14 protein-coding genes are annotated in these 18734 nt (G+C 67.9%); 7 read left to right on the forward strand and 7 right to left on the reverse strand.

The annotated features are described in order from the left end of the window. The first annotated feature begins 34 nt into the window (after positions 1 to 34). From dnaK to ABZ942_RS22335, 5 genes are all read left to right on the forward strand, one after another. Positions 35 to 1882 (forward strand): molecular chaperone DnaK, encoded by a 1848-nt coding sequence (gene dnaK / locus ABZ942_RS22315; RefSeq protein ID WP_357384885.1) that lies wholly within the window; start codon positions 35 to 37, stop codon positions 1880 to 1882. Beyond that, entirely contained in the window at positions 1879 to 2547 is a 669-nt protein-coding gene (gene grpE, locus ABZ942_RS22320) for a nucleotide exchange factor GrpE (protein ID WP_357384887.1), read from the forward strand. Before dnaK ends, grpE begins: the two co-directional genes overlap by 4 nt. Before the next feature lie 26 nt (positions 2548 to 2573). Then, positions 2574 to 3734 (forward strand): molecular chaperone DnaJ, encoded by a 1161-nt coding sequence (gene dnaJ / locus ABZ942_RS22325; RefSeq protein WP_357384889.1) that lies wholly within the window; start codon positions 2574 to 2576, stop codon positions 3732 to 3734. Further along, on the forward strand, positions 3734 to 4141 hold the full coding sequence (locus ABZ942_RS22330) for a helix-turn-helix transcriptional regulator (protein WP_357384891.1): 408 nt from the start codon (positions 3734 to 3736) through the stop codon (positions 4139 to 4141). The genes dnaJ and ABZ942_RS22330 overlap by 1 nt, the downstream gene beginning before the upstream one ends. A gap of 569 nt (positions 4142 to 4710) precedes the next feature. Then, positions 4711 to 5880 (forward strand): FAD-binding oxidoreductase, encoded by a 1170-nt coding sequence (locus tag ABZ942_RS22335; protein ID WP_357384893.1) that lies wholly within the window; start codon positions 4711 to 4713, stop codon positions 5878 to 5880. Between the two features lie 96 nt (positions 5881 to 5976). On the opposite strand, the gene ABZ942_RS22340 is transcribed toward ABZ942_RS22335, so the two are convergent. From ABZ942_RS22340 to ABZ942_RS22350, 3 genes are all read right to left on the reverse strand, one after another. Further along, positions 5977 to 6768 carry an FAD-binding oxidoreductase gene (locus ABZ942_RS22340; protein WP_357384895.1) on the reverse strand — a complete coding sequence of 264 codons (792 nt, stop codon included), beginning with the start codon at positions 6766 to 6768 and terminating at the stop codon, positions 5977 to 5979. Between the two features lie 45 nt (positions 6769 to 6813). After that, on the reverse strand, positions 6814 to 7974 hold the full coding sequence (locus tag ABZ942_RS22345) for an FAD-binding oxidoreductase (protein WP_357384897.1): 1161 nt from the start codon (positions 7972 to 7974) through the stop codon (positions 6814 to 6816). A gap of 319 nt (positions 7975 to 8293) precedes the next feature. Continuing rightward, on the reverse strand, positions 8294 to 9229 hold the full coding sequence (locus ABZ942_RS22350; protein WP_357384899.1) for an NADP-dependent oxidoreductase: 936 nt from the start codon (positions 9227 to 9229) through the stop codon (positions 8294 to 8296). Positions 9230 to 9561: 332 nt separating this feature from the next. Here ABZ942_RS22350 and clpB point away from each other — a divergent pair, with 332 nt between their 5' ends. Next, on the forward strand, positions 9562 to 12117 hold the full coding sequence (gene clpB, locus ABZ942_RS22355; RefSeq protein ID WP_357384901.1) for an ATP-dependent chaperone ClpB: 2556 nt from the start codon (positions 9562 to 9564) through the stop codon (positions 12115 to 12117). Between the two features lies 1 nt (position 12118). Here clpB and ABZ942_RS22360 read toward each other — a convergent pair whose 3' ends face one another. The 4 genes from ABZ942_RS22360 to ABZ942_RS22375 all read right to left on the reverse strand — a co-directional run bounded on the left by ABZ942_RS22360 (position 12119) and on the right by ABZ942_RS22375 (position 17747). After that, positions 12119 to 13378, reverse strand: coding sequence for an MFS transporter (locus ABZ942_RS22360; RefSeq protein ID WP_357384903.1), 1260 nt, complete (start codon positions 13376 to 13378; stop codon positions 12119 to 12121). Between the two features lie 2 nt (positions 13379 to 13380). Beyond that, positions 13381 to 14598 (reverse strand): FxsB family cyclophane-forming radical SAM/SPASM peptide maturase, encoded by a 1218-nt coding sequence (locus tag ABZ942_RS22365; protein ID WP_357384905.1) that lies wholly within the window; start codon positions 14596 to 14598, stop codon positions 13381 to 13383. An 89-nt stretch (positions 14599 to 14687) separates the two neighbouring features. Further along, positions 14688 to 14861: a hypothetical protein gene (locus ABZ942_RS22370; RefSeq protein ID WP_357384907.1), complete on the reverse strand. Its 174-nt coding sequence runs from the start codon at positions 14859 to 14861 to the stop codon at positions 14688 to 14690. 177 nt (positions 14862 to 15038) lie between these two features. Then, the gene (locus ABZ942_RS22375; protein WP_357384909.1) at positions 15039 to 17747 is read right to left on the reverse strand and encodes an AAA family ATPase; all 2709 of its coding nucleotides are present in this window, start codon (positions 17745 to 17747) and stop codon (positions 15039 to 15041) included. Positions 17748 to 17928: 181 nt separating this feature from the next. Here ABZ942_RS22375 and ABZ942_RS22380 point away from each other — a divergent pair, with 181 nt between their 5' ends. After that, a complete protein-coding gene (locus ABZ942_RS22380; protein ID WP_357384911.1) occupies positions 17929 to 18720 on the forward strand; it encodes a DUF5666 domain-containing protein in 792 nt (263 codons plus the stop codon). The last annotated feature ends 14 nt before the right edge of the window (positions 18721 to 18734 follow it).

Below are 18734 nucleotides of genomic sequence, written 5' to 3' on the forward strand. Positions count from 1 at the left end.
ACACCAGTAAGTACGTCAAATAGGAGGAACCACAATGGCTCGTGCGGTCGGAATCGACCTCGGGACCACGAACTCGGTCGTCGCCGTACTCGAAGGCGGAGAACCGGTCGTCGTCGCCAACTCGGAAGGATCGCGCACCACCCCGTCGATCGTCGCCTTCGCGAAGAACGGCGAGGTGCTGGTCGGCCAGCCGGCCAAGAACCAGGCCGTCACCAACGTCGACCGCACCATCCGCTCGGTCAAGCGCCACATCGGCACCGACTGGACCGTCGAGATCGATGGCAAGAAGTACACGCCGCAGGAGATCAGCGCGCGCACGCTCATGAAGCTGAAGCGTGACGCGGAGGCCTACCTCGGTGAGGAGATCACCGACGCGGTCATCACCGTGCCGGCGTACTTCGAGGACGCCCAGCGGCAGGCCACCAAGGAAGCCGGTCAGATCGCCGGTCTGAACGTGCTGCGCATCGTCAACGAGCCCACCGCGGCCGCGCTGGCGTACGGCCTGGACAAGGGCGACAAGGAACAGACCATCCTGGTGTTCGACCTCGGTGGCGGCACCTTCGACGTCTCGCTGCTCGAAATCGGCGAGGGCGTCGTCGAGGTCCGCGCGACCTCCGGTGACAACCACCTCGGTGGTGACGACTGGGACGAGCGCGTGGTGACCTGGCTGGTCGACAAGTTCAAGGCCAGCGCCGGCATCGACCTGACCAAGGACAAGATGGCGCTGCAGCGGCTGCGTGAGGCCGCCGAGAAGGCGAAGATCGAGCTCAGCTCCTCGCAGAGCACCTCGATCAACCTGCCCTACATCACCGTCGACGCGGACAAGAACCCGCTGTTCCTCGACGAGCAGCTGACCCGCGCCGAGTTCCAGAAGATCACCTCGGACCTGCTCGACCGCACCCGTGCGCCGTTCCAGTCCGTGATCAAGGACGCAGGCATCAACGTCGCCGACATCGACCACGTCGTGCTCGTCGGTGGCTCCACCCGCATGCCCGCCGTCTCCGAGCTGGTCAAGGAACTGACCGGCGGCCGTGAGCCGAACAAGGGCGTGAACCCGGACGAGGTCGTCGCCGTCGGCGCCGCGCTGCAGGCCGGTGTGCTCAAGGGCGAGGTCAAGGACGTCCTGCTGCTCGATGTGACCCCGCTGTCGCTGGGCATCGAGACCAAGGGCGGCGTGATGACCAAGCTCATCGAGCGCAACACCACCATCCCGACCAAGCGCTCGGAGACCTTCACCACGGCCGACGACAACCAGCCGTCGGTGCAGATCCAGGTGTTCCAGGGTGAGCGCGAGATCGCCTCGCACAACAAGCTGCTCGGCTCGTTCGAGCTGACCGGCATCCCGCCGGCCCCGCGCGGCGTGCCGCAGATCGAGGTCACCTTCGACATCGACGCCAACGGCATCGTGCACGTGACCGCGAAGGACAAGGGCACCGGCAAGGAGAACACGATCAAGATCCAGGACGGCTCCGGCCTGTCCAAGGAGGAGATCGACCGGATGGTGAAGGACGCCGAACAGCACGCGTCCGAGGACAAGGCCCGCCGCGAGGAGGCCGAGACCCGCAACCAGGCCGAGTCGCTGGTGCACCAGACCGAGAAGTTCATCAAGGAGAACGAGGACAAGGTCCCCGCGGACATCAAGTCCAAGGTGGAGGCGGCCATCGCCGAGGCGAACGAGGCGCTCAAGGGCACCGACATCGCCGCGGTCAAGGCGGCCGTGGAGAAGCTGGCTACCGAGTCGCAGGCGCTCGGCCAGGCGATCTACGAGTCGTCGGCCAACGACGCGGCCGCGTCCAGCAATGGCTCCTCGGCCACCGACGCCGATGACGAGGTCGTCGACGCCGAGGTTGTGGACGAGCCGGTGGACACGGAGAAGAAGTGACCCACGGCAACAATTCGGAGCAGCGCAACTCCGAGCAAGAGCCGATCACCTTCGTGGACAATCGCAAGATCGACCCGGAGACCGGTGAGGTGCGCGAGCCGGCGGCGGAGGCCGCCGGCCCGGACGCCGGCAACGGCACCGAGTCCATCATCGGCGCGGCGCAGGGTGCCGAGCTGCTGGCCGACGCCATCAGCAAGGAACTCACCGAGCGCACCGCCGACCTGCAGCGGCTGACCGCGGAGTACGCCAACTATCGGCGCCGCGTCGAACGCGATCGCAAGACCGCGATCGACACCGCCAAGGCCGCCGTGGTCACCGAATTGCTCGGCGTGCTCGACGATCTCGATCGAGCACGGGCACACGGCGACCTGGACAACGGACCGCTCAAGTCGGTGGCCGACAAGCTGGCCACCGCGCTGCACAAGCAGGGACTCGAGGAATTCGGTTCGGCGGGCGAGCCTTTCGATCCGACCCTGCACGAGGCCGTGCAGCACGAGGGCTCCGGGCACGACCCGGTGATCGGCATCGTGATGCGCAAGGGCTATCGGTTCGGCGAGCGGGTGCTTCGGCACGCGCTGGTCGGGGTAACCGATGGGGTGGCCGATGGTGCCACGACCGATCCGACCGAGGCATCGGACGCTGATGCCGGCGCGAACAAACAGTAATAAGACGCGAGAGGAGGAGATATCCGGTGAGTCAACGGGAGTGGATCGAAAAGGACTTCTATAAGGAACTGGGTGTCTCCTCCGGCGCCTCGCAGGAAGAGATCAAGAAGGCGTACCGCAAGCTGGCACGCGACCTGCATCCGGACGCCAATCCCGGTGATACCAAGGCCGAGGAGCGGTTCAAGACCGTCAGCGAAGCCCACGCGGTGCTGTCGGATCCGGCCAAGCGCAAGGAGTACGACGAGACCCGCAAGCTGTTCGCGGGTGGCGGCTATCCACGCGGCGGCGGGTTCACCCCCGGTGCGCCAGGCGGCTTTTCGCAGGACTTCAACATCGGTGACATCTTCGGCGGCGCGAACGCCGGCGACGGTGGCCTCGGTGACCTGCTCGGCGGCCTGTTCAACCGGGGCGGCCAGCGCACGACGAGCCGGCCGCGCCGCGGGGCCGATGTGGAGACCGAGACGACCCTCGGGTTCCGCGAGGCCGCGCAGGGCGTCACGGTTCCGCTGCGGATGACCAGCCCGTCGCCGTGCACCACGTGTCACGGCAGCGGCGCCAAGCCGGGCACCAGCCCGCGGGTCTGCCCGCATTGCAACGGCACCGGCGTCATCAGCCGCAACCAGGGCGCGTTCGGCTTCAGCGAGCCGTGCGATGACTGCCGGGGCACCGGCTCGATCATCGACGACCCGTGCGTCGACTGCCACGGCAGCGGCATCCAGAACCGCACGCGCACCATCACGGTGCGGATTCCGCCGGGAGTCAGTGACGGACAACGGATTCGGCTGGCCGGACAGGGCGAGGCAGGCCTGCGCGGTGCGCCGTCGGGCGACCTGTTCGTCAGCGTGCACGTCAGCCAGGACAAGGTCTTCGGCCGTAACGGCGACGACCTGACCCTGGTGCTGCCGGTCAGCTACAGCGAATTGGTGCTCGGTACCACGGTGTCCGTGCCCACCCTGGAGGGGCGGGTCGGCGTCAAGGTGCCACCGGGCACCGCGGACGGCCGCATCCTGCGGGTACGCGGTCGCGGCGTGCCCAAGCGCGGCGGCGGCGCCGGTGACCTGCTGGTCACCGTCAAGGTCGCGGTGCCACAGAAGCTGGACGACAATGCGGCCGAAGCGCTTCGGCGCTACGCGGAGGCGGAGAAGGCCAGCGGCTTCGACCCACGGGCAGGATGGGCAGGTGCTTGATGTCCAATGATCCGAAGCAGGCGGGCGGCGGTTCGTCGCGCGTCGAGTTCTTCATGATCTCGGTGGCGGCCCAGTTGGCGGGCATGCACGCGCAGACCCTGCGCACGTATGACCGTCTGGGACTGGTTACGCCACAACGGACTTCGGGCGGCGGGCGACGCTACTCGGCCAGGGACGTCGAGCTGTTGCGCGAGGTGCAGCGGCTGTCTCAGGACGAGGGCGTCAACCTGGCGGGCATCAAACGCATCATCGAACTCACCAATCAGGTCGAGGAATTGCAGCAGCGCGTCGCCGAACTATCGGCCGAGCTGGATCGGTTGCGAGCGGGCTATCGGCCCGATCTTTCGCCGCCGCAACGCAGTACCGCACTGGTGGTGTGGCAACCGCGTAATCGCCGTGGTATTTGAGCGAACAACAGTGCCGCAACAATACTGAATACGGCTAGCTAACTATCGGGCCGCCGGCCTCGGCATATTGATCATGTGCCGAGGTCAGCGGCCCGAAGTCATGCCGTACTCAGCATTTCGAAGGTTAGCCAAAGGTAAGCCGAGACTCGGTGTGCGACAGTGCATTGCGGCGGCCCCTTCCGGCCGATAGCCGACTGGTCAGTTTCATCGGGAGCCCCGGTGGCGTGGCGTGCGGCGCGGCCCGACTCAGTCGGTCAGGCGTCCATTCGTGTTGCCGCACGGTCGCTCTGGGATCGTCATTGAAGCGAAGACTGCATAACGAGTCTTGCAAATTCAGTGTATCCGTGACCGATTTAATCCGGTTTTTGCGGTCTGCCAGTCTGTTTCGTGAGTGTTTTACGCCGGATGTCCTCGTTTCCGAGGAATTACACGCTTGTTGTTTAAACGGAGGATTCCGCTCCTGGCAAACCTCGCCTACACTCCTTGGCAACGGCTGCTGACGAGTGTCCCGCAGCACCTCACTCGCCGGCACAGTTTGTGTTCGAGTGCGAAATGGGGTTGTGACACAAATGGATTCGCGGACTGTCGCTTTGATCAGAACGACGTTCAAGGCGGTTGCTGCGGAGGAAGGGGGGCCGGAGAAATTAGCGAGATCGTTCTACGCGATCCTATTCACCGACTACCCCCAAGTCCGCGATTTCTTTCCAGCAGCCATGGACGCACAGCGAGATCGGCTGGTGAAGGCTATCGCCTATGCCCTGGACCGGCTCGAGGAGCCGAACAAGCTGTTGCCCTTCCTTTCTCAGCTCGGTCGTGACCACCGCAAATACGGTGTGCAGCCGGCGCATTACACGGCGGTCGCGGTCTCGCTGAAGACCGCGATGCAGGTATACGCGGGCACCGAGATGTGGACCGACGAGGTCGACCGGGCCTGGGACGAGGGCCTGAAGATCATCGGCGAGACCATGATCGGCGCGGCGGAGAAGGAAACCACGCCACCGGTCTGGACCGGCACCGTGACAGAACGCCGCACCGTGTTGCGCAACCTCACCGTGCTGCGGTTGCAACTGGACCAGCCGATGCAATACGCCGCCGGTCAATACCTGAGCGTGCAGATACCGAACCGGCCGCGGATGTGGCGCTACATGTCGCCCGCCGTGCCCGCGAATGCCAACGGGGAGATCGAGTTTCACGTGCGCAGCGTGCTCGGCGGCTGGGTCAGCCCGGCCATCGTCGGTCAGACCGCGGTCGGCGACAAGTGGCTGCTCGGCTCGCCACTCGGCGGCCTCGGCATTCCGCGCAACACCAAGCGCAAGATGCTGATGGTCGGCTGTGGCACCGGCATCGCGCCGCTGCGTGCCCAGCTGATGGCGATGGCACAGCGGCGCACCAACCCGAAGGTGCACCTGTTCGTCGGCGGCCACCATCCGTGCGACCTCTACGACCTGGACACGCTGAACAGCCTGGCCGTGAGCAACCGCTGGCTGACCGTCACACCGGTCACCGAATATGACGAAAACCCTTGGTGGTACACCGGTTCCGGTGAGTTGGCACCCGCGCACGCGGGCCTGGAGCCGCGGCTGACCGGCCAGATCGGCAAGGTGGTCGCCAGCTTCGGCGCCTGGGCCGACCGAGACGTGCAGATCGTCGGCTCCCCATCGATGGTGCAGACCACCAAGTTCCGCATGATGGCCGCGGGGACGCTCACCAAGAACATCCGCCACGACCCGCTGTTCTAACCGGCCGTCCGGGATTTCGACCCCTCCCGTTATCCCGGGCTCAGTCGGAATCCGGTCGCGCCCAGTACCGCGGCCGGATTCCGGCAAGGCAGGCGATCACACGCCCTCGAACTGAATCCGCTCCGCCGGAGTTCCGGTGGCGAGCAGGCGATCCACCGTGGCATTGACCATGGCGGGCGAGCCGCACACCAGCACCTGGTGGTTGTCGAACGCACCGTGCGAGCCGACCACCTCGGCGAGCGTGCCGAAGAGCATCTCGTCCGGCGGGAAGCCGATCTTCACCCGGCTGCGCTCGTACCATTCGTCTTCCCAGCTCGGGTCGTCCGGGCTCTCGACCACCGGAATGACCGTGAGCCATGGCAATTCACCGGCCAGCAGGTACAGCATGTCCGAGGCGTACAGGTCGCGCGGGGTGTGCCCGCCGAAGAACAGGTAGGTGTGCGGCGGTTCCGGCTCGCGCGCCAGGTCCAGGATCTGCGCCCGCAGCGGGGCCAGGCCGGTGCCGCCCGCGATCATCACCACCTCGTCGCCCGCCGGGTCCACCGCGAACCTGCCGAACGGCGCGCGGATCTGCCACTCGTCGCCGGGCCTGGTGTCGGCCACGATGGAGCCGCTGCACCAGCCGCCGGGCACCGTGCGCACGTGGAACTCCAGCTTGCCGTCCAGCGACGGCGGCAGCGCCGGAGACAGCCTGCGCCGCATGCTCGGCTGCTGCGGCACGGTGACCTCGACGGACTGGCCCGCGAGGAACGGAACGAACTCGCCGATCAGGCGAATCACCGCCAGGTCGTGGCGGATTCGATGGTGTCCGACGACCGTAGCGGTCCACTCGGTCGGCAGGGGTGCGCCATTGCCCAACGCACTGGGGTCCCCCGGTGTCCTACCCACCCCGCAGACTCCGTCCGCTTTCACTCCCCATGGGGGCCTCCTTCGTCACACAGGGTCGGAGCTGATGATGTGCTCCGGAGTACCGACCGCGATCAACGCGCGCCGGGTGTCCGCGATCATCTTCGCCGACCCGGCGATCTGGATCTGCCGGTCCGCCCAGGCGCCGAAGCTCGCGACCACCGCGCCCAGGTTACCGATCAGCCGCCGGTGCATGCCGTACGGTTCTTCCTGCGGCGGATGCGGATACCACCACGGATTGGTCTTCTGTTCGCAGACCGGGACGATGGTGAGCCACGGATTGCTCTGCGAGAGCTGCCACATGTTCTCCACGTCGTAGAGGTCGCAGGGATAGCGGCCGCCGATGAAGAAGTGCACCCTCGGGTTGATGCCGCGCTGGCCCATCTCGATCAGCTGGGCGCGCAGCGGGGCGATGCCGGTGCCCGCGCCGATCATCAGCACGTCGCGGCCGCTGTCCCGGTCCACGTGCAGCCCGCCGAGCGGTCCGGCGATCTGCCAGCGGTCACCGACCCTGGTCTCGTTCACGATCGCGGGGCTCACCCAGCCGCCGCGGATCTTGCGGACGTGGAACTCGATCTCGCCGTACGGGTTGGCCGGGATCGCGGGCGAGAAGTAGCGCCACATCTTCGGCCGCTGCGGCACGGTGAGCGGCACGTACTGCCCGGCCTGGTAGGGGATCGGGCTCTCCGATTGCAGCCGCACGATGGCCAGGTCCTCGAGCACCCGGCGATGCCCGACCACGGTAGCCTCCCAGTACGGCTGGGACTTGTCGGAGTTCGCGCCGATCGCCATGGATGCGGAGATCAGGATGGTGATGTCGCGCCAGCCCTCCTCCAGCCCGCGATGCCAGGTCCCGATGCCGTTGTACGCGCGGAACGCCGAAAGCAAGGCCCGGCCCGCGGCGTCGTAGTGCGCCGCGTCGACTCCGTATTTGCGATGGTCGCGGGCCAACTGCTCCAGGAACTTCTGCGCTCGCCCCCAGTCCTCGAGGTGATCGAGCACGTACTGGATGGCGGTGACGATTCGCTTCGCCTGCATTTCCATCGCAGGCGGGAACAGTTCACGCAGCTGTGGGTTCTCGGCGAACAAATGACCGTAGAACGCACTGACCAACCGTTCGGGTCCGTGCGGTGACTCGATCACCGCACGGAAGTTGGCGCGGACCAGCGCAGCCGAACGCGCATCCACGACGCGAAGCTTCCTTTCCCTCAGTTCTGCCCGGGGACGTATCCGTAACCGGCCGTCCTCCGCGATCAGTATCCCTGAAAACCAGGTCGCTTGGGTCTACGCCGAGCTGCCGCTCGGCTAGGACCCAAGCGCCCTATGTCCATTGGGCTTGCTCGCTGGCGCTCGCGCGCCGTATACAGCGCGGGTGGCGGTTCGGCCTCGCTGCGCTTCGGTTTCAGGAGGCCGGGGTCGTGCCGGACGGATCGCCTGGCCAGATGGTAGCTCCTGGCGCGGGCGAGTGTTTGCTGAAGGCGTTTTAATGCACGCCGATGGAGTTTGCTCAGATGGTGAGGACTGTTTTGCCGCGGGCGCCCGCCGCGCCGATGGCGGTGGCTCCGTCGGCGAGCGGGATGGTGGCGTCGATCGGGACCACGACGTCGCCTTCGGCTACTCGATCCAGTAGTCGGGTCAATTCTGGTGCGCCGCCGCTGGATTCGATGTTGCCGCCGCGGATGCCCCTGGTGCGCAGGGTGTCTTCGTCGGCGGACCAGATGGTGGAGTAGACGGTGCCGCCGTCGCGGACCAGGGTGGTCAGGTCGGCGAGTACCTCGGGCGGGCTCACCAGGTCGTAGAGGACGTCGATGCCGTCGGGGTGGGCGGCGGCGACCTGGTCGCGCACGGGCCCTGCGGTGTAGTCGACGGTTTCGGCGGCGCCGAGCCGGGTCATCTGGTCGGCGACCTCGCCGCGTGCGGTGGCGATGACGTCGGCGCCCGCCATGTTCGCGAGTTGGACGAGGAAGGAGCCGACGCCGCCGGTGGCGCCGACGATCAGCACGGTCTGGCCCGGCTCGATCTTGGTGGCGTCCACCATGTCCTGCGCGGTGACGCCCGCGGTGGGCAGTGCCGCGGCGGCGACGGTCGGCACGCCCTCGGGGATGCGGACGAGGGTGCCGCCCTCGGGGATGACCGCGTATTCGGCGAAGGAGCCGTGGCCGGCCGGTGGGGTCAGGAACTTGCCGACCACCCGGTCGCCGACGGCGAAGTGGCCGACGCCGGGGCCGACGGTGGCGATGGTGCCCGCGCCGTCCACCCCGAGGATCATCGGAAAGTCGTGCGGCAGCTTGCCGTCCAGGATCCCGTCGGCCATCTTCGCGTCGAACGGGTTGACGCCTGCCGCCTCGAGCTGCACCCGCACCGCGCCCGGTCCCGGCTCAGGGACCGGCATGTCGGTCAACTCGGGTGCGGCTCCGAACTTCCGTACGACAATCGCGCGCATCCATTCGCTCCTTGAATCGGGCTGAAGAGTGATGCATCAACTAACGGCAAAGGTCATCGTATGCATCCATACCGCATGGACGCTGTGATTCACGGCATTGGACGGGTGTCGGGGCGTAGCTTTTACCTGCGGGTCGTCCTCGCCAGACGGTGCGGGATGAAATCGGCAAGAATTTCAAACTTGAGCGGAACAGACTCAACCTTTCGCACGTTGGACGGTACAGAACGGCAACGAGGCGCGCATCGCGCGGGCCGATGGAACTGACCAAGGTCGTCGATCCAGTGACCACAATGCTCTCGGTGCCGCGGGAATCGACTAGTAGAAAGGTAATCGTGGACTCCTTCAATCCCACCACCAAGACCCAGGCGGCGTTGACCGCCGCACTGCAGGCCGCCTCTGCCGCGGGCAATCCGGAGATTCGTCCGGCCCACTTGCTGGTGGCGTTGCTGGATCAAACCGATGGCATCGCCGCTCCGCTGCTCAAGGCGGTCGGCGTCGACCCGGCGACGGTGCGGCGCGAGGCCCAGGACATCGTGGACCGGCTGCCGAGCGCGACCGGCGCGACCACGACCCCGCAACTCGGCCGCGAGGCCCTGGCCGCGATCACCGCGGCCCAGCGCCTGGCCACCGAGCTGGGCGACGAGTATGTCTCCACCGAGCACGTCATGGTCGGCCTCGCCGCCGGCGACTCCGATGTGACGATGCTGCTGAAGAAATACGGCGCCGACGCTGACGCGCTGCGTGAGGCGTTCACCGCCGTGCGCGGCAGCGCCAGGGTGACCAGCCCCGATCCCGAGGGCAGCTACCAGGCGCTGGAGAAGTACTCCACCAACCTCACCGAGGCCGCCCGCGCGGGCAAGCTCGATCCGGTGATCGGCCGGGACACCGAAATCCGGCGCGTGGTCCAGGTTTTGAGCCGTCGCACCAAGAACAACCCGGTGCTGATCGGCGAGCCCGGCGTCGGCAAGACCGCGATCGTCGAGGGCCTGGCCCAGCGCATCGTGGCCGGTGACGTGCCGGAGTCGTTGCGCGGCAAGTCCGTTGTATCGCTGGACCTCGGTGCGATGGTCGCGGGCGCAAAGTACCGCGGCGAGTTCGAGGAGCGCCTCAAGGCCGTGCTCGAGGACATCAAAAACAGTGCGGGACAGATCATCACGTTCATCGACGAGCTGCACACCATCGTCGGCGCCGGTGCCACCGGCGAATCCGCGATGGACGCGGGCAACATGATCAAGCCCATGCTGGCCCGCGGTGAGCTCCGGCTGGTCGGCGCGACCACGTTGGACGAGTACCGCAAGCACATCGAGAAGGACGCCGCCCTGGAGCGCCGCTTCCAGCAGGTGCTGGTCGGCGAGCCGTCGGTGGAGGACACCATCGGCATCCTGCGCGGCATCAAGGAGCGCTACGAGGTACACCACGGCGTGCGCATCACCGACTCCGCGCTGGTGGCCGCCGCCACGCTCAGCGACCGCTACATCACCTCCCGGTTCCTGCCGGACAAGGCGATCGACCTGGTCGACGAGTCGGCGTCGCGGCTGCGGATGGAAATCGACTCGCGCCCAGTGGAAATCGATGAGGTCGAGCGCGCGGTGCGCCGCCTGGAGATCGAAGAGGTCGCGCTGAGCAAGGAGACCGACGACGCCTCCAAGCAGCGACTGGAGAAGCTGCGCTCGGAACTCGCGGACGACCGGGAGAAGCTGAACCAGCTGATGACCCGCTGGCAGAACGAGAAGAGCGCCATCGACCAGGTGCGAGTGCTCAAGGAGGAGCTGGAATCGCTGCGCGGGGAGTCCGAACGGGCCGAGCGCGACGGCGATCTGGGCAAGGCCGCCGAGCTGCGCTACGGCACCATCCCGGCGCTGGAGAAGAAACTCGTCGAGGCCGAAAAGGTCTCCGGCACAGCGGCCGACGGCGAAGTGATGCTCAAGGAGGAGGTTGGCCCCGACGACATCGCCGAGGTGGTGTCGGCCTGGACCGGCATCCAGGTGGGCAGGCTGCTCGAGGGCGAGAGCCAGAAGCTGCTGCGGATGGAGCAGGAACTCGGCAGGCGGGTGGTCGGCCAGACCGAGGCGGTGCAGGCGGTGTCCGACGCGGTGCGCCGGGCGCGCGCCGGTGTCGCGGACCCGAACCGGCCGACCGGCTCGTTCATGTTCGTCGGCCCGACCGGTGTCGGTAAGACGGAGCTGGCCAAGGCGTTGGCGGACTTCCTGTTCGACGACGAGCGCGCCATGGTCCGGATCGACATGAGCGAGTACAGCGAGAAGCACTCGGTGGCCCGCCTGGTCGGCGCCCCGCCCGGCTACGTCGGCTACGACCAGGGTGGTCAGCTCACCGAGGCGGTGCGGCGCAGGCCGTACACGGTGGTGCTGTTCGACGAGATCGAGAAGGCGCACCCGGATGTGTTCGACATCCTGCTGGCCGTGCTCGACGAGGGACGGCTCACCGACGGCCAAGGCCGCACGGTGGACTTCCGCAACACCATCCTCATCCTGACCTCCAACCTCGGTGCGGGTGGCGATCGCGACCTGGTGATGAACGCGGTGCGTTCGGCGTTCAAGCCGGAGTTCCTCAACCGCCTCGACGACGTGGTGATGTTCCACGGGCTCGACGAGGATCAGCTGGAGCACATCGTCGACATCCAGCTCGACCAGCTGCAGAAGCGGCTGTCGCAGCGCAGGCTGAAGCTGGACGTGAGCGACTCGGCCCGGTTCTGGCTGGCCGTGCGCGGCTACGACCCGGTCTACGGCGCGCGCCCGTTGCGCAGGCTGATCCAGCAGTCGATCGGTGACACCCTCGCCAAAGAGCTACTGGCGGGCGAGGTTACCGACGGCGACGTGGTGAAGGTGACGGTAACGCCGGATGGGGACGGGCTCATCGTCGGTCAGTAAGTCAGCCCCGATGTGGTGAGTCGGCGGTCGATGCCTCGGGTATCGACTCGCCGGCTCGCTGTGTCGGACCGCCGAGGTAGTGCGCGCCGATGGCGAGCACGAGCATGGCGCACACCAGCGCCGATCCGGTGGCGGTCGTGCCGAACGCGCTCAGTAGATATCCGGCGAGCAGCGCGCCGAGCGCGACGGCGCCGTCGGTCACCAGATTGGCCGCGCCGACCGCGCGACCGAGAGTTTGCTCGGGGATCACCCGCACCCGGAAGAGGGTCAGCGCGACGTTGACCACCGTGCCGACCGCGCCGACGCCACACCAGCAGGCCACGAGCACAACGGGATTCGTGCTCAGCACGATCGGGACAAGCAGCACGGTCCACCCGAACAGCGAGCCGCGATACACCGTCCGCGCGCTGTATCGCGCGGTCAACCGCGCCGCGACGAACGAGCCGAGCACACCGCCGACACCGGCCGCCCCGAGCACAACACCCACCGTCCAGGTCGGCCGGCCCGTGCTGCCGAGCCGCAGGATCAGCAACAAGATGACGATCTGGATGACCATGTTGGACAGCCCGCTGATCAGCGTGGAGACGCGCAAGAACGGCTCGGTCCACACCGCGCGCACGCCATCGAGGAGCAGGCCGCGCCGGCTGCTCGCGCCGTGCCGATCCCGGGCCGAGAAGTCGCCGCGGATCACCGAAAGCGTTGCCAGACTCACGGCATACGACGCGGCATCGGCGACGAACGGCAGCCAGCGCAGCGCGCCGAACATGGCGGCGCCGGTCGCGCGGCCGACCACGGTGGCGATGGGCTGCTCCGCCTCGAACAACGAGAAGGCGCCGGGCCGCTGCTCGACGGTGACTACATCGCGGACCGCGCCGAGCTCGCTGAGGCTGAAGAAGACGTACGCGGTGCCCTCGACGAACGCGGTGATCGCAAGCAGCAGCGCCGGATTCGGCAGTCCGCACCCGACGACGAGCACCGCTGCCCCCGCCGCTGCCAATCCAGCGAGCTGGCAACCGATCAGGGTCCGGCGCCGGTCGGCGTAGTCCGCCACGATGCCGGCCGGTATCTGGAACAGCAGGCTCGGCAGGCTGATCGCGAAGCCGACCCAGCCTGCGAGCGCGGGCGAGCCGGTGCTCGCGAGCACGAGCAACGGATAGGTGATCCGCGCACCGAAGAGGCCGATGAGTGAGGTCGCGTTGCCGAACCACAGCAGCACGAAGTCGCGGTTGCCGAAGATTGCCTGACTTCGCCTGCCGGACAACGTTATCCGGCCGCGCTCGTCGGGAGATCGGCGCGGACCCTGGCTTCGACGTGGCGGATCAGCTTCATGAGATCGGCGCAGTAGACCGACGGATTGCGGAAGCCGGTGCCCGCGCGGTACCGGTGGGCGTAATGCCCACCGCCGCAGACATTGTGGATGGGGCAGCAGCGGCAGACGTCGCTGAGTGCTTCGATGCCGATCTGCCGCGCCACCACGGCGGGATGCCACAGCGCATCGTCGAGTGGGTTGCCTGCTGCTGCCGCCTCGATCCGTGCCGCGCCTGCGAAGGCGGATTTCAACGCGTCGACCTGTTCCAAACTGCCGTCGGTCTCGAACACCGCGAGCCGAATCGGAGACAGCCCAACGGATTCCGAGTGACTCGGCCCGCCGAGTAACAGTTGGATCACCTCGTCGAAGAGCCGAACCCTTGTCTCCAGCCTCGGCGCGTCGTACCAGCGGTCGAAGATCGCGATCAGCCAGTCGGCATACGGTGTCCGGCCTGCGGCGGTGCCCGTGGACGGTGGTGGGGTCGTCCAATTGCCGTGTGGCAGGAGGAAATCCATGGCGGGCGGATTGAAGTGGAGCAGCCCCTCGTAGGTGTCGAGCGGATCGTTATCGACGTCGATCGTGCAGAGCAGACCTGAGTACAGGTCGCTGTACGTGCCGTGGACGAGCCGGTCGAGCCCCCGCGCGACATCGGTGTAGCTGCCAGCACCCCTGCGGTACCTCCGGTGCCGGTCGTGGCCTGCCTCGTCGCCGTCGATGCTGACCCCGATCCGGATACCCCAGCGGGCGCAGATCCGCAGGAACGCGTCGTCGATGAGCACGCCATTGGTCTGCATGCCGAGCCGCACCGCGGTGATCGGCTCCAGCGTCTCGTGTGCCTGCCTGGCGAAGCCGTCCAGCGCGCGATGCCCGACCAGCAACGGCTCGCCGCCGTGGAACACGATATTCACCGCGGGCAGCGCGAAGCGGCGCGCGTGCTCGGCGATGGTCCGGCAGGATTCGGCGAAGACCCGCGCACTCATCGACTTCGGTTGATCGCGCCAACTCTGGTCGGCCATCTCATAGACGTAGCAGTAGTCACAGGCGAGATTGCAGCGACTGTTGATCTTCACCACGAACTCGACGAAAGGCAGTGGTTGCCAGCCGATCCTGCGCAATCGCGCGAGGTCGAGCCCGGCAGCGGGCCACTGTGCCTTCTCCGGGGAACCCATCATCTCCGCCTCCTCTGCGCGTACCTGTTGTCGAGCGCTCCGGCGCATCCTGATCAGATGCGCCGCAACGACTTCCGTGGTTGTGGTAGCGACTATCGGGCGGGGCTGATGAACGAGTTGAAGTGTCCGTCGTCGGCGATGAACGAGCTGAAGTGCCCTCGGTCGGCGGCGCTGCGTGGCGCGAGATGCTGCCGCAGCGCGGGCCGCATCGCGGCGAGCTCGGCGAAGCTGATCCCCGTGGCGGGTGCAACGATGGTTGTCTTCATGGCGGTTCCTTACCGTGCGAATGTTCGGCCGTCAGCGAATCCTCGACGGCCGGTGTCGGATTCGAGCTGGAGTTCGGCGCGAGCCCGCATCCGACGCTACGGACGGGAACCGGCCCGCGGTATCGGGCAAGTTTCCGATATCGGTGCCGGTGCTATCGGACACCCGGCGGGGGCCGATCAGGGATCCGGTACGGCGGTGGTGTCCAGATCGACCCCGGCGAGCCCGTGCCGGTTGGTGACGCCGAGCTTGGGAAACGCTCGATAAAGATGGTGTGCAACGGTTTTTGGGCTGAGCAGCAGCTTGCTGCCGATCTCCTTGTTCGTCGCTCCGGTGGCGGCCAATCGCACCACCTCGAACTCCTGGGGGGTGAGTAGGGCGGCCAGATCCGATCGGGGCTCCGCCACCGCCTCACCGGCCGCGCGCAGTTCGGTACGGGCCCGGTCGGCCCACGGCCTGGCGTCGAGTCGCTCGAAGGTGCGTAATGAACCGCGCAGCACCGACCGCGCCTCGGTCTTGCAGCGTTCTCGGCGCAGCCATTCGCCGTAGAGCAAGCCCGTCCTTGCGTGGTCGAACCACCGTTGCTCGGCGGCATGCATGACGAGTGCCCGCGCGTAGGCGTCGCCGTCGCTGTCGAGCATGCCGCGACAGCGCAGCAGGCAGGCTTCGATCCACGGCGAATGCGTTGCCGCCGACCATTGCTCGAGTATCAGAAGCGGTACGCGCGCGCGGTCGGGACGGCGCAGTCGCACCGCTGCCTCGACGCGGTCGCCCATCAGATGCACCCATTGGCCGAGTGCACGATAGGGGCTGTCGTAGAGGTTCTCCAGCCGATCGACGGCGGCTTCATATCGGCCGTATGCCAGATCGAGCAGGCCGAGCGCCCACTCGGCCTGCGCGAGATCGACGGCATTGAAATCGGTGCTTTGCTTGCGCAGGCACCGCTCGGCGAGCTCGTGGCAGCGTTGCTCCTCGCCGCGGATCGCCGCGAGGACGGCGAGCATGGCGTTCGCCTGGCAGATCCGATTGGGCTGGTCCACCTCCTGCGCGATCCGCAGGCCTTCGGTCAGCGCCGCGTCCGCCTCGTGGAAGTGGCCGAGCAGCACCTCGGCGGTACCGAGGGTGCCACACACCGCGGGGAGCCAGCCGACCATGCCGCGATCACGGCAGCGCGCGGTCAGCTCGGCCAAAATGTCTCTGGCGTCGTCGGCGTCGCCGACGACCATAGCCAGCTGTGCCAGCGTGAGTTGCGGCGACGGCCCATTGTCGGGCAGCGTTCTGCCGGACCGCACGGTCGACCGGATCAGCCGGACCCCGGCCCGCCGATCGGCGGAGTGCACCGCGAGCGGCCCGTCGAGCACCGCGAGCAGCGCGGCGCGCTGCCGTCCGAGGTTCAATTCGGCCATCCGCACGCGCGCGGCGGCCACCTCGGCGAGATCGCCGGCGAACCATGCCGCGGCCGCGGCGCCGATCAGCATCGCCGCCGCCCGATCCGGCTGCGCCGTGGCGATATCGGCTGCGGCGTCGACAAGCAGCCGATGCGCCACGCGAACTGAACCGCGCTCGAATTCGATGCGGGCGCGCACGTCTGCCAGCCGGGCCCGTTCGTCCGGCCCAGGGCTGGTCGACCGCTCGGTCTCGTCGGCCAAGCGCAGCGCGCGGTCGGGCTGGCCCGCGTCGGCGGCGGCTTCGACCGCGCGGACCAGACGCCGCAGCCGTGCGGTACGGTCCGTGCTCAGCAGCGCGGCTCGCTCCAAAGCCATTGCCGCGGTGGCGTATCCGGTGCGGTGATAGGCGCGGTGCGCGGCCGCTTCCAGCGCGGCGGCCGCGGTCTCGTCCGGCCCGGTGGCCGCGGCGGCGAGATGCCAGGCGCGACGGTCGGGTTGATCGGCGAGCGCCGCCGCGAGCGCCGCGTGCACGGTCAGCCGTTGCGGGAACGGCGCGCTGCGATAGGCGGCCGCGCGCTGCAGCGGATGCGCGAAGGCGATGGACGGCCCGACGACGGAAATCATGCCGGAGCGTTCGGCGGCCGAGAGCGCGTCGGCCGTCGCGCCGAGACCGGCGAGGACGCGCAGCACCAGTGCCAGATCGCCGGTTTCCTCGGCGGCCGCCACCAGCAGGGCGAGCCGGACGTCCGCGGTCTGGTCGGCGATGCGGCCTTGATAGCCGCACTGCAACCGTTCCGGCAGCGGTAGCGGGCCGACCGGCAGCGTGTCGATATTCATCTTCGGCAGCTCGAGCAGGGCGAGGGGGTTGCCTGCCGCGGTCGCGAGCACGCACTCGCGGATCTCGCCGGGCAATTCGCGCGCGTGCTCGGCGAGCAGCCGTCTGGCCGCCGCGGTATCGAGCGGGGGCAAGCGCAGCTCGGGCACGCCGGGCGCGGCGAATTCGGGCCGTCCGGCGAACAGGACCGCGACCCGGTGCGCGCCGAGTCGGCGTGCCGCGAACACCAACGCGTCGGCGGAGGGGCGGTCGAGCCATTGCGCGTCATCGATCAGGCAGAGCACCGGCCCCACGCTCGACAGCTGGGTCAACAGCGACGTCGTGCCGACGCCGACCAGGAAACGGTTGTCGGCCAGGTACGCGGGCGACACCCCGAACGCGGCGAGCAGCGTGATCCGCTGCCGTTCCGGCAGCGCGCCGAGGCCGCCGAGGACAGGAGAGAGCAGCAGTTGCAGACCTGCGAACGGGAGTTCGGCTTCGCTCTGGATTCCGGTACAGCGCAGCACCTGCCACGCGTCGCCTGCCAGCTCCACCGCCAGCTCGAGCAGGGCCGACTTGCCCGCGCCCGGCCCTGCGACCAGGAACAGGGCGCCGCCGCGGCCCGCCTCGGCGGCATCGAGCAGTGCCAGGAGCCGCCGCTGCTCCTCGTTTCGACCGTATAGCACGAATTCAAAAGTAACTGGTACGCAACGTGTTCGGGTGGTTCGTGGGACATCCCGCCGAACCGCGAGGTACGTTTTTCCGTTCGCGGCCGAGCGCACCGCTCGCTGCCCCGCCACCCGGCTGGTTCGGCCGCTGAGCGTCGTCTACCTGACCGAAGCGCCCGCGCCGCCTAACCTGGAGTCCATGACCAACCCGAACGATCCGTGGGGGCAACGGCCGGAGGACGCGCCGACCGAGCATCTGGCGGGCAAGTCCGGGTTCGAGCAGCCGCTGCACACCACGGAGTACTCCGAGGCGTACGGGTCCGGCGCGCCATCGGCGTATCCGGCTACCGAGCAGTTCGAGCCGTGGTCACCGCCGCCCCCGAACGCCACCCGCGAGTTCCCACCGCATGACAACCAGTGGGGTGCTTACGAGAGCACCTACGGCGATCAGTGGGCGCAGCAGCCCGGTGGTCCCGTTCCGCCCGGCGGCATGCCGCCCGCGGACCTGCCACCGGAACCGCCGCGGCGGCGCAACACCGGGTTGTTGATCGCGCTCGGTCTCGGGGTCCTTGCGCTGGTCGCGGTGCTCGGTATCGCCGGGGGAGTGGTGTTCGCCAACAAGAATTCGTCGTCCACCAGCGCCGCGAGCACCTCGGCCTTCCCGACCGCGAGCCGTCCGCTTCCCGGATCGCCGCGGGCCACACCGAGTGGAGTGCCCGGCGCGCCCGGCCTCGGTGGCATCGACAATCTCGGCGCGACGATGGGCACCATCGCCACCAACGACGGCGGCACGCTCACCGTCAGCACCCTGCTCGGTGCCACGACCACCGTGCACACCGACGCCAAGACGCAGGTGATCTCGATGTCGGGCACCAAGGTCTCCGATCTGCCCGTCGGCGACATCGTGTTGATCCAAGGTGACAAGGCTGCGGACGGATCGATTCAGGCCAAGGTCATCATCAGCACCGCGCTGCCCGGCGGCGGAAGATGAACGACCGCCGCTTC

Source organism: Nocardia sp. NPDC046473, assembly GCF_040645995.1.
Taxonomy (GTDB): domain Bacteria; phylum Actinomycetota; class Actinomycetes; order Mycobacteriales; family Mycobacteriaceae; genus Nocardia.